The organism is Janthinobacterium sp. GMG1 (assembly GCF_034427795.1).
Lineage (GTDB): Bacteria > Pseudomonadota > Gammaproteobacteria > Burkholderiales > Burkholderiaceae_D > Janthinobacterium.
Genome location: NZ_JAXQNT010000001.1, coordinates 305,606 through 317,271, shown reverse-complemented (window position 1 = coordinate 317,271; position 11,666 = coordinate 305,606). Strand labels below are relative to the sequence as shown.

Genomic DNA, 11,666 nt, shown 5'->3' with positions numbered 1-11,666 from the left:
CAACAAGGCACTTCTGACTTCAATTTCCCGAATGATTTCTGGAAATATCGCAGCATATAACATGATCGGCACAAGAACCGAATCTTATAATTTCCCCTACAACCGAACAGCAGCAAACCGAGTATCAGCACCGTCATCGCCTTCTCCCCCGTCAATACCCGCTATCGAACACACGCGACATCATGGCCGGCGCCTTCCCCGCAAATCAACGCTCCTCGCGATAATAATCGCAGCCTTCGAACGTGGTGCGCAGCGCCTGCTGCAGCTGGGCGTAGCGCTCGGGCGTCAAGTTGAAGCGCACGTCGATCTGGCCGTCGTCATCCATCTGCATGGCGGCCTCGGCATCCATCTGCACGGATAAACGGTTCGGGTGCAGGATCACGGCGTGCATGTGGCCGTACCAGGCAAATTCCTGGCCGCAGTATTCGATGTAGGGTTCGTCCATGCCCATAGCCACGTCCTGCTCGTCGTATTCCTCGGCGCGCTGCAGCATCAGGTAGACGGGCTCGCCTTTTCCTGCTGGCGCGGCCAGGGTGGTGATCAGGGCGTCGTCTTCATTGATGACGGACAACTCGGTGGCGGTAAATCCTGCGGACATGGCGTGCTTTCAACAAATGGATGGATGACGCCACCATAGCGCAAAAGCGGCGCGGACGACATAGCGCGCGGCGAATAAAGCGTGCCGCCCCGCAAGCCCGTCGCCGCCTATAATTACCGCTCCAAACTATTTTTTACAGGAGACCGCCTTGACCGCAGCATCGCCCTACACCACCCGCCTGGCCATCCCTTCCAGCGCCACCTACCAGCACCTGCGCGTGGCCGCCGGCCTGAGCGCGAAAAGCACGGCGGCGGCGGCCAAGGGCTTGCCGAATTCCCTGTTTGCCGTGCAAATCCTGCATGGCGACGAGGTGGTGGGGATCGGGCGCATCATCGGCGATGGCGGCTGCTTCTTCCAGGTGGTCGATATCGCCGTGCTGCCCGCTCACCAGGGCAAGGGCCTGGGCAAGCTGATCATGCGCGAAATCACGCAATTCATCGAGACGGAGGTGCCGGAGAGCGCATATGTCAGCCTGATCGCCGATGGCCAGGCGCAAGCGCTGTACGCGCAATTCGGTTTCAAGCACACGGCGCCCGCCTCCGTCGGCATGGCGCTGAAGCGCTAGGCGCCCGATGCCTGCCTGGCTGGCATGCAGCATGGCATTCGCGCTACTGTTGAGCGCTGCTGCCTGGCGCGCCGAGCGCCTGCTGCAGCGGCGCGGACGCACGACGCGCTGGCTGTGGCTGGCGGTCATCGCCGCATCCGCCATCTTGCCGCTGGCATGGCTGCCCGGCGTGCTGGCCGCCATACCGGCGGAACAGGCGCAGCTGAAGCTGGGCTGGTTTGTCTTATCCAGCGGCATGCTGCTGCTGTTGGCCCTGCGCAGCGTCTGGCTGCTGTCGCACCAGCGCCGCTGGCAGAAAACATCGTTGCTGGGCACGCCCGTGTACTTGAGCGGCGGCATCGGCCCCTGCGTGGCGGGGCTGCTGCGGCCGCGCATCGTGATGCCCGTGTGGCTGCAACTGATTTCGCCCCAGCAACAGGCGCTGCTGCTGGCGCACGCGCAATGCCGGCTGGCCGCGCGCGATCCGCTGCTGCTGGCCCTGGCGTACGCATTGATTATTCTCATGCCGTGGAACCTGCCCCTGTGGTGGCAATTGCACCGTCTGCGCTTTGCCATCGAGGTCGATTGCGACGCGCGCATGCTGGCGCAGGGCCACGCGCCGCGCGACTATGCCATCGTCCTGCGCCAGCACGGCCAGTATTACTCGGGCCTGACGGGCGCCTCGCCCATCGTGCTGAGCGACCCACGCGCACTGCGCCGGCGCCGCCATCTGATGGCCAGATTTACGCGGAACCGGGCGGCGAACTTGCTATAGTAGCGGCAACGCCGCGCGGCAAGCCCGCGCTCCCGGCTCCCCCCTTCGAAATCAGAGAGATACCATGCTTTACCTGCTTGCCATCGTGATCGTCATCGCCCTGCTGTACTACGTCTTCAGCGGCCGCACGCCCGTCAAACCGCTGCACAAGCCGCTCGTCTCGGTGCGCCAGTACGTGCCGGCGATTCCTGCGGGCGCACCCGCGCATCACTGGCGCGACGAGGGACGCTTTGCATCGGAAGTGGAAAACGAAGCGATGTACCAGCCCGCCATCGCCAAGCTGGCCGGCGAGCACGGTCCCGGCAATGCGGAAGAAAAATGCCTGGCCCTGCTCGTCTGCGACGATGCCAATCCATTCCAGGACAAGGCCATCGCCGTCTTCATCGATGGCCAGCTGGTCGGCTACCTGTCGCACAACGACGCCCTGCGCCTGCGCCGCAACCTGGGCCGCATGGACCTGGTAGGCCAGCTGACCTCGTGCGACGCCGTCATCCGCGGCGGCGGACTGTGGAATGGCAAGCGCCTGTCATATGCCGTGTGGCTGGACTTGCAGCCCTACAATTAAGTTGGCCGGCGCGCGCCGATGACACCGCCCGTCTTACATTGCGGACGATGCTCTTTTCAAAAAAACCACACAATTCCTAGCTGCAACTTCTTTCCTGGAATAGCTGTTTCCAGGGGGAAGGCAAGCCTCGCGCAGCATTTCCCGCCCCTCTTGCTCCATGCACGACAGGGAAAATAATTACAATTAAGATATTTGTTTCCGGAAATCTGGTAAGGTAATCCGCATCGATCACCCGCCGTGGCGGCAGGCGCCCACGCCAGCGCCAAACGCGTCACCTGTTTCCTACGATGATACCTGCCAGCGTCCAGCACCTGTTCCATCTTCCCGCCGACCCGGCCCAGTTGCAGCATGGCCAGCATGCGCCGGGACTCGTGCTGCTGTCGCTCGTGATCGCCATTTTCACGTCGTGGATGGCTTTCCAGATGACGGCGTACAGCCGCGCGCAGGCGAGCATCAGCCGCCGCTTGCACTTGCTGTGCCTGCTCGCCGGCAGCCTAGCGCTGGGCTGCGGCGTGTGGGCCATGCATTTCATCGGCATGCTGGCCTTCGAGCTGGGCACCAGCGTCGCCTACGATCCCGGCCTGACCTTGCTGTCCATCGTGCCCAGCGTGGCGGCCTCATTCGTGGCCCTGGCCACCATCAGCCGGCGCGCCGTCACGGCGCCGCTGCTGCTGCGCAGCGGCTTGCTGGTGGGCCTGGGCATTGGCGCCATGCATTACACGGGCATGCACGCCATGCGCATGGGCCTGTCACTGCGCTACGATCCGCTGCTGTTCGCGCTGTCGCTCGTCGTTGCCGTAGCGCTGGCCACCCTGGCCCTGTGGATACGTTTCGGTCTGCGCGGCTGGAGCAGCCGCGTAGCCTCGTCGCAGCGCACGCTGATCAGCGCCTGCGTCATGGGCTCTGCGATTGCCGGGATGCATTACATGGGCATGCAGGCGGCCCGCTTCGTGGGGACGATTCCCCCAGGCAATGATGCCGATGCCAACCGGCCCATGCTGGTGGTCAGCGTGACCCTGCTGACCATCGCCCTGACGATCCTCGTCGCCTCGGCCGTGGGCATCTTGCGCTACCGCGAACTGTTTCGCCACCTGAACCAGAGCGAACACTGGACCCGTTCGCTGCTGACGAGCACGGTCGACGGCGTCATCACCATCGACCGGCACGGCAACATCGTCGACTTCAACGGCGCTGCCGAGCGCATCCTCGGCTGGAGGTCGGCGGAAATTGTCGGCCGCCATGTCAGCGTGCTGGTCAGCGACGTGCGCCAGTCGGAACAGCACGGCCTGCTGCACTACCTGCGCACGGGCGAAGGCGAGGCGGTCCGCACCAGCGAGGAAATCATCTACCTGCGCAAGGATGGCGCCCCGGTCGCCGTGCAGCGCTCGATGGCCAGCGCACGCCTGGCCGACCAGGATTTATATGTGCTGTTCATTACGGACATCAGCGAACGGCGCGCCATGCTGGCCGCCCTGCGCGAAAGCGAGCAGCAGTTGCGCTCGCTGATCGGCAATATTCCCGGCATCGCCTTTCGCTGCACCACGGCGGAAAACCAGCCCATGCTGTTCATCAGCGATGGCGTGGAAGCCGTCACCGGCTATCCGCCCGCCGATTTTCTCGGCGCGGCGCCGCGCCGCAGCATCACGGGCCTGATCGCCAGCGAAGAGCGCGCCTACGTCATCGACGTCTTCAAGCGCAGCGTCGCCAGCGGCGAGCCCTACCTGCTCGAATACCGCTTGCTGCATGCCGACGGCACGGCGCGCTGGCTGTGGGAGCGGGGCACCGTGGTGCACGATGCGGCAGGCGCCGTGCGCTGGGTCGACGGCGTCATCCTCGACATCAGCGAGCGGCGGCAGATGGAGGAAGACTTGCGCATGGCCAAGGAAAAAGCGGAGCTGGCAGCCGCCACGCGGGCCAGCTTTGTCGCCAACATGAGCCATGAAATCCGCACGCCGATGAATTCCATCCTCGGCTTTACCGATGTGCTGCTCGACTCGCCGCTGGCGCCGGAACAGCGGCGCCACCTCGATACCGTGCGCCAGTCCGGCCGCTCGCTATTGCGCCTGCTCAACGAAGTGCTCGACACGGCCAAGCTGGACAAGGGAGCCGTGGCGCTGGAATTGCGCGACTACAGCCTGCTGGCCCTGGTCGATGAGCTGGCCTCCACGTATGGCATCCATGCACGCGCCAAAGGTTTGCGCATGGAGGTGCAGTACGACCCGCAACTGCCGGCCATGCTGCATGGCGACGAATTGCGCATGCGGCAAGTACTGGGCAACCTGCTCGACAACGCCATCAAGTTCACGCCCGGCGGCGCCGTCAGCCTGACGGCGCGCCGCGACGATGGCCAGCTGCACCTGCTGGTGCAGGACAGCGGCATCGGCATCCCCGCGGAACGGCGCGACGCCATTTTTGATCCGTTCGTGCAGGCCGACGCCTCGACCACGCGGCGCTTTGGCGGCACGGGCCTGGGCACCACCATCAGCCGGCAGCTGGTGACCCTGATGCAGGGGCGCATCTGGGCCGACGCCGCCTTGCCGCATGGCAGCGTGTTCCACATCATGCTGCCCTTGTTGCCGGCACGCCAGGCGGCGCTGCCGGCCAGCGAACGCCGCAGCGTGCGCTTGCCGCCCCTGCGCGTGCTGGCCGCCGACGACGTGCCGCAAAACCTGGAACTGCTGAGCTTGTTATTGGGCAAGCGCGGCCACACGGTAATCACGGCCGGCGATGGCGCGCAAGCCTTGCAGCTGGCGCAACAGGACAACTTCGACGTGCTGCTGCTGGACTTGCAAATGCCGCGCATGGATGGCCTGGCCGCCACGCAAGCCATCCGCGCCGCCGCCCTGCGCGATGGCCGCCCGCGCGTGCCCGTGATCGCCATGACGGCCAGCGTGCTCGATGCGCACCGCAAGGCGGCGCGGGCGGCCGGCATGGACGGTTTTGCCACCAAGCCCGTCGAATGGCAGGCGCTGTCGCAGGAAATCGCCCGCGTGCTGGGCCTGGCGGCGGAACCGGCCGACGATAGCCACGCGCCGGCGCCCGCTGGCGGACGGGTGCTGCACCATGCGGGCGCCCTGCAGCGCTGGGCCGGCAACGACAGCGCCTACCGCGCGGCGCTGGCCCGTTTCGGAGGCGAGCATCCCCGCCTGCCGCCTGCCCTGCTGGCCGCCATCGAGGCGCGCGACCATGCAACGCTCTTGCCTCAGAGTCACAAACTGCGCGGCGTGGCGGCCAACCTCGGCCTGGAGCAACTGGCCGCCAGCCTGGCGGCGCTGGAGCAATGCTGCGCCAGCCCCGGTCCCGCCACGGCACAGCAGCTCGACGAGACGCTGGGCGCCCTGCTGACGCAATGGCCGGCGGCCCTGGCCGCCATCGCCCGGCTGGCGCCGCCTGCCTTACCCGCGACGACAGCAGCGGCATCAGCGGCTGCCATCGACGCGCCCGCCGCCCGGCAAGCGGCCAGTGCACTATTAAGCGCCTTGCGGCGCGGCGAACTCGATGACACAGCGCAAGCACAGTTGCAGCATGCCATGGGCGCGCAAGCGAACGACCTGGTACCGCTGCTGCACGCCATCGACGACTTTGATTTCCCCCTGGCACAGTCGCTGCTGCACGACTTGCTGCACACCTACGCCCCGGAGTCCCCATGAATACATCAGCCCGGCCCGTGATTCTCGTCGTCGACGATGAAGCGGCCAATTTGCAGCTGCTGCGCCAGATCTTGCAGAACGACTACGCGCTGCTGTTCGCCAAGGATGGCGCGCGGGCGTTGGCACTGGCGCAACAGGAGCGCCCGGCCCTGATCCTGCTCGACGTGATGATGCCCGGCATGAGCGGCCACGATGCCTGCCGCCAGCTGAAAGCGGCGCCGCTGACGGCCGCCATCCCCGTCATTTTCGTCACGGCCCTGAACGACATGCGCGATGAACTCAGCGGTTTCGAAGCGGGCGCCGTCGATTACATCACCAAACCGCTCAGCCCCGCCATCGTGCGCGCCCGCGTGCGCACGCACCTGTCGCTGGTGCGCATCGACGAGCTGAAGGAAACGCGGCTGCAGATCGTCCAGCGCCTGGGTCTGGCGGCAGAATACAAGGACAATGAAACAGGCTTGCACGTGATCCGCATGAGCCACTACGCGCGCCTGCTGGGCGTGGCCGCCGGCATGGACGAGGCCGCCGCGGACGACCTGCTGCACGCGGCGCCCATGCACGACGTGGGCAAGATCGGCATTCCCGACCGCATCCTGCAAAAGCCGGGCAAGCTCGACGCCGACGAATGGGCCATCATGCAGACGCACGCGCGCATCGGCGGCGACATCATCGGCGAACATGCCGAAGGCGGCATGCTGGCGCTGGCGCGCGCAATCGCCCTGTCGCACCATGAAAAATGGGATGGCAGCGGTTACCCGAACGGCTTGGCGGGCGAAGCGATCCCCCTGGCCGGGCGCATCATCGCCGTGGCCGACGTCTTCGACGCGCTGACCTCGGTGCGCCCGTACAAGCGCGCCTGGTCAGTACTGGACGCCATGGGCTATCTGCAAGCGCAAAAAAACAGCCATTTCGATGCGCGCCTGGTCGACCTGTTTGTCGAGGAACTGCCCGCCATCGACGCCATCCGGCTGCGCTGGGCAGAGAAAGAGGAACACCACGCGCCGGCTTGAAGAGTGAACTCCCACCACAGCCAGCGTTGTTGCGTCACACAAGCAAGTGCCGGACAGATGGCGCCGGCGCCGATGCAGACCACTGGAAGGGCAAGGAGTTCAATGCCATTATGGCTGGCGGCGGGGCAGACATTTTGATGCACATCAAACAGCTCGCAATTTCCGGGCTGTGGCCTTGCAGATGGCCATGCCCGGGATTTTTTTGACCCATATCAAGCCCAGCAAAAGAAAAGCCCTGGCCAGCACGGCAATGCTGGACTTGCCCCTGTTGCCGTTCTAGCCTTGTTGCCATCCTGACTACCGAGCGACACCATGGCTTACAAATCCATCCTCGTCCACGCCGACCTGTCGCGCCATGCGCCGCAGCGCATCGCCATCGCAGCACGGCTGGCACACGCGCACCAGGCGCACCTGATCGGCGCGGCCATGACGGGCCTGTCGCGCTTTTACCTGGAAAACAACCGCGGCATGCGCGGCGGCGCCGTGGCGGCGCAGATTTCAGCCTTGCATGGGCAGGCGGATCAGGCGCTCGACCAGTTTGAAACGCTGGCGCGCCAGGCTGGCGCCGCCTCGCTGGAGCGGCGCCTGATCGAAGACGATGAAGATGGCGGCATGGCCGTCAGCGCCCGCTACAGCGACTTGACGGTGCTCAGCCAGCACGACGACAGCGAAGCCCTGCCCGGCGCCATGAGCGACCTGGTGCCCTACGTGATGCTGAACGCGGCCCGTCCCGTGCTGATCGTGCCGCGCAGCGGCCAATTCACGCAAGTGGACAACACCGTCGTGGTGGCCTGGGATGGCAGCATGGAAGCGACGCGCGCCATCGGCCACGCCCTGCCCCTCTTGCGCGCGGCGCGCCTGGTGGTGCTGGCCCTGCTGCACCCGCCGGCCGGCCACGCGCAACCGGCGCGCCACCCGGGTGCCGACATCGCCGCCTACCTGAGCCGCCATGGCGTGCCCGTCGAAGTGCGTTCGGCCATCACCACGGGCGACATCGGCGCGGCGCTGCTGGCCATGGCCGCCGAAGTGCATGCGGACTTGCTGGTGATGGGCGGCTACGGCCACGCGCGCTTCCGCGAAATTTTATTGGGCGGCGTGACGGAAACGGTGCTGCGCCAGATGACGGTACCGGTGCTGATGGCGCATTGACGTCAAGCGCGCCATGTTTATTTGCTAAATAGCTATAATTGCCTGATTACTTACCTCAAGGCAATGTACATGAAGCAACAACTGCTCAATTGGAGTAGCACCCTGGCGCCGTTCGGCAGCGACCTGCTGTGGACAGTCCTGCCGTGGATGCTGCTGTATGGCGTGATCGGCTTTGTGCTGGCGGTCGGCATCTGCTACCAGCTGGCCAGAAAATGCCTGCTGGTGCGCCGTCCGCCCGCCTGGCATGTGGCCGCCAAGCTCAGCTATGTGTTGATCCTCGTCGCGCTGCCGCTGCTCGGTGGCGGGTTTGGCGCCGTGCACAGCGTGCACCGCGTGGTCAACCAGGCCCTCGAGCGCGACCTGCAGCCGGTGGTCGAAGCGCAAATGCCGGCGCTGCGCGTCTACCTGGAACAGCAGGTCAGGCTGATCACCCCGGGCCAGGCTATCAGCATGCGCAGCCTGATCGAACCCTTCGTGCAAGACATGTATTACCGGCCTACATCAGGCAGTTACTGGGAACGCAGCAAGGCGCGCTGGATCAATGAATTCATCCTGCGCCGCGGCAGCGTGCTGCTGACGCAGGTGCTGCAGGAACAACTGATCGCCAGGGCAACTGTGCTGGGCGAAGCGCTCAAGGGCGCCGGCTTCCGTGGCCAGGCGACGGGTGAACTGGCCAGTCTGGGTACCGACCTGGCCGTGCGCCTGACCACCGATGTGGCGCGCCAGGCCGACTTCAGCAAACTCGACAAATCAGTGCCGATGATTTTCATCGACGCCGTCAAACGCCAGGCCGGCGCCTATTTCAATTCGCTCAAGATCACGCTGGGCCTGTTCGCGCTGGCGGCGCTGCTGCTGGTGTGGGGCGAGATCATGTTGTACCGCCACTATTACCTGCGCCGCCATCCGGCCACGGCCTTGCCCGTGCCCCCCATGTAAAAAAGCCGCCCCTCCTTGCGGACGGGGCGGCTTTTCATGTGCAGCTAAGGCTTAGACTTTACGCTGAGCCACTGCGTCGACCACGCACAGCGCCGTCATGTTGACGATACGGCGCACGGTGGCCGATGGCGTCAGAATGTGCACGGGCTTGGCGCAGCCGAGCAGGATCGGGCCCACGGCGATGCCGTTGCCTGCCGCCGTCTTCACCAGGTTGTAGGCGATGTTGGCCGACTCGATATTCGGCATGACGAGCAGGTTGGCGTCGTTCTTCAGTGCCGAATTGGGCATCAGTTTTTGACGCAGCTTGCTGTCGAGGGCCGTATCGCCGTGCATTTCGCCGTCGATTTCCAGGTCCGGCGCGCGTTCCTTGACGATGGCCAGGGCGGCGCGCATCTTTTGCGCCGAAGCGCTGTCGCTGGAACCGAAGTTCGAGTGCGACAGCAGGGCCGCGCGCGGCGACAGGCCGAAACGGGTCATCTCTTCGGCAGCCATGATGGTGATCTCGGCCAACTGGTCGGCGTCCGGGTTTTCATTGACGTGCGTGTCGACCATCACCAATTGACGCTCCGGCATGATCAGCACGTTCATGGCCGCATACACATTGCTGCCGGCGCGCTTGCCCAGCACCTGGTCGATGTATTTCAGGTGCAGCTGGGTGGTGCCGAAGGTGCCGCAGATCATGCCGTCGGCGTCGCCCTTGTGGATCATCATCGAGCCGATCAGGGTGTGACGGCGGCGCATTTCCAGCTTCGCGTATTCCTCGGTGACGCCCTTGCGGCTGGTCATGGCGTAGTACGTATTCCAGTAATCGCGATAGCGCTCGTCGAAGTCCGGGTTGATGACGTCGAAGTCGACGCCTTGCTTCAGGCGCAGGCCGAACTTCTGGATGCGCGCTTCGAGCACGGGTGGACGGCCGACCAGGATGGGACGCGCCAGTTTTTCATCGACCACCACTTGCACGGCGCGCAGCACGCGCTCTTCTTCGCCTTCGGCATAGACGATGCGTTTGAGTTCGGCCGGCGTGGATTTGGCCATCAGGAACAGCGGCTTCATGAAGGTGCCGCTGCGGTAGACGAATTGCTGCAGGCTGTCCGCGTACGCTTGCAGATCCTTGATCGGACGCGTGGCGACGCCGGAATCCTCGGCCGCCTTGGCCACCGCTGGCGCGATCTTGATCAGCAAGCGCGGATCGAACGGCATAGGGATCAGGTATTCAGGACCGAACGACAGGTTGCTGATGCCATACGTGGTGGCCACGATATCCGACTGCTCGGCATGCGCCAGGTCGGCGATCGCGTGTACGACGGCGATTTCCATTTCGCGCGTGATCGTCGTGGCGCCGCAATCGAGGGCGCCGCGGAAGATGTACGGGAAGCACAGCACGTTGTTGACCTGGTTCGGATAGTCCGAACGGCCCGTGGCGATGATGGCGTCGCTGCGCACGGCCTTGACTTCTTCCGGCAGGATTTCCGGATTCGGATTGGCCAGCGCCAGGATCAATGGGTTCGGCGCCATCTTGCGCACCATGTCCTGTTTCAGCACGCCGCCGGCGGAGACGCCGAGGAAAATGTCGGCGTCCGGGATGATCTCGGCCAGAGTGCGCAGCGGCGTGTCTTGCGCGAAGCGTTCCTTGTCCGGGTCCATCAGTTCCGTGCGGCCCTTGTAGACGACGCCGGCCAGGTCGGTGACGTAGATATTTTTCAGCGGGAAGCCCAGGTCGACGATCAGGTCCAGGCAGGCCAGCGCCGCGGCGCCCGCGCCCGACACGACCAGCTTGCAGTCCTCGATTTTCTTGCCGACGGCTTTCAGGCCGTTCAGGATGGCCGCGCCGACGATGATGGCGGTGCCGTGCTGGTCGTCATGGAAGACGGGAATCTTCATGCGGTCGCGCAGCTGGCGTTCAATGTAGAAGCACTCGGGCGCCTTGATGTCTTCCAGGTTCACGCCGCCGAAGGTCGGTTCCAGCGAAGCGATGATGTCGACCAGCTTGTCCGGGTCCATCTCGTTGATTTCGATGTCGAAGACGTCGATGCCGGCGAATTTCTTGAACAGCACGCCCTTGCCTTCCATCACCGGCTTGGCGGCCAGCGGACCGATATTGCCCAGTCCCAGCACGGCCGTGCCGTTGGTGATGACGGCCACCAAGTTGCCGCGCGCCGTATATTTATAGGCATTCGCCGGATCGATGACGATTTCTTCGCAAGGTGCCGCCACGCCTGGCGAGTAGGCCAGTGCCAGGTCGCGCTGGTTGGTCAGTTGTTTGGTCGGCGTCACGCTGATTTTGCCGGGGCGCGGGCACTCGTGATACTCGAGTGCGGCCAAGCGCAATTGTTGACGCAATTCTTCTTTTTTATCAGATGACGAATCCATGCTGTGCTGCCTTCCTGTTTGGTCGATCGGGTGTTCCGGATTTTATCAGACCGATTCTTTCAATTAGCT

9 protein-coding genes are annotated in these 11,666 nt (G+C 64.6%); 7 read left to right on the top strand and 2 right to left on the bottom strand.

The window, feature by feature from the left end; all coding sequences use genetic code 11:
• Positions 1-205: 205 nt before the first annotated feature.
• On the bottom strand, positions 206-598 hold the full coding sequence (locus SJI03_RS01510) for an Imm10 family immunity protein (RefSeq protein ID WP_099376409.1): 393 nt from the start codon (positions 596-598) through the stop codon (positions 206-208).
• 148 nt (positions 599-746) lie between these two features.
• Between SJI03_RS01510 and SJI03_RS01505 the strand changes: the two genes are divergently transcribed.
• The 7 genes from SJI03_RS01505 (at position 747) to SJI03_RS01475 (ending at position 9,227) form a co-directional block, all read left to right on the top strand.
• On the top strand, positions 747-1,163 hold the full coding sequence (locus tag SJI03_RS01505; RefSeq protein ID WP_322426025.1) for a GNAT family N-acetyltransferase: 417 nt from the start codon (positions 747-749) through the stop codon (positions 1,161-1,163).
• A 31-nt stretch (positions 1,164-1,194) separates the two neighbouring features.
• A complete protein-coding gene (locus SJI03_RS01500; protein ID WP_322426024.1) occupies positions 1,195-1,917 on the top strand; it encodes a M56 family metallopeptidase in 723 nt (240 codons plus the stop codon).
• A 64-nt stretch (positions 1,918-1,981) separates the two neighbouring features.
• Positions 1,982-2,482 (top strand): hypothetical protein, encoded by a 501-nt coding sequence (locus SJI03_RS01495; RefSeq protein WP_099376407.1) that lies wholly within the window; start codon positions 1,982-1,984, stop codon positions 2,480-2,482.
• Between the two features lie 287 nt (positions 2,483-2,769).
• Positions 2,770-6,132, top strand: a complete 3,363-nt coding sequence (locus tag SJI03_RS01490) for an MHYT domain-containing protein (protein WP_322426023.1) — start codon at positions 2,770-2,772, stop codon at positions 6,130-6,132.
• Positions 6,129-7,142, top strand: a complete 1,014-nt coding sequence (locus SJI03_RS01485; protein WP_322426022.1) for a response regulator — start codon at positions 6,129-6,131, stop codon at positions 7,140-7,142. Before SJI03_RS01490 ends, SJI03_RS01485 begins: the two co-directional genes overlap by 4 nt.
• A 312-nt stretch (positions 7,143-7,454) precedes the next feature.
• Complete coding sequence (locus tag SJI03_RS01480; RefSeq protein ID WP_322426021.1) at positions 7,455-8,291, top strand: universal stress protein; 837 nt, start codon at positions 7,455-7,457, stop codon at positions 8,289-8,291.
• Positions 8,292-8,360: 69 nt separating this feature from the next.
• Positions 8,361-9,227, top strand: coding sequence for a hypothetical protein (locus SJI03_RS01475; RefSeq protein ID WP_322426020.1), 867 nt, complete (start codon positions 8,361-8,363; stop codon positions 9,225-9,227).
• Positions 9,228-9,278: 51 nt separating this feature from the next.
• Here the strand turns inward: SJI03_RS01475 and SJI03_RS01470 are convergent, their stop codons facing one another.
• The gene (locus SJI03_RS01470) at positions 9,279-11,597 is read right to left on the bottom strand and encodes an NADP-dependent malic enzyme (RefSeq protein ID WP_099376402.1); all 2,319 of its coding nucleotides are present in this window, start codon (positions 11,595-11,597) and stop codon (positions 9,279-9,281) included.
• Positions 11,598-11,666: the final 69 nt, after the last annotated feature.

Excerpts from the sequence above, each read along its gene's own strand:
- SJI03_RS01480 (WP_322426021.1), top strand. The coding sequence starts at position 7,455 with ATGGCTTACAAATCCATCCTCGTCCACGCCGACCTGTCGCGCCATGCG.
- SJI03_RS01475 (WP_322426020.1), top strand. The coding sequence starts at position 8,361 with ATGAAGCAACAACTGCTCAATTGGAGTAGCACCCTGGCGCCGTTCGGC.
- SJI03_RS01485 (WP_322426022.1), top strand. The coding sequence starts at position 6,129 with ATGAATACATCAGCCCGGCCCGTGATTCTCGTCGTCGACGATGAAGCG.
- SJI03_RS01495 (WP_099376407.1), top strand. The coding sequence starts at position 1,982 with ATGCTTTACCTGCTTGCCATCGTGATCGTCATCGCCCTGCTGTACTAC.
- SJI03_RS01490 (WP_322426023.1), top strand. The coding sequence starts at position 2,770 with ATGATACCTGCCAGCGTCCAGCACCTGTTCCATCTTCCCGCCGACCCG.
- SJI03_RS01510 (WP_099376409.1), bottom strand. The coding sequence starts at position 598 with ATGTCCGCAGGATTTACCGCCACCGAGTTGTCCGTCATCAATGAAGAC.
- SJI03_RS01500 (WP_322426024.1), top strand. The coding sequence starts at position 1,195 with ATGGCATTCGCGCTACTGTTGAGCGCTGCTGCCTGGCGCGCCGAGCGC.
- SJI03_RS01470 (WP_099376402.1), bottom strand. The coding sequence starts at position 11,597 with ATGGATTCGTCATCTGATAAAAAAGAAGAATTGCGTCAACAATTGCGC.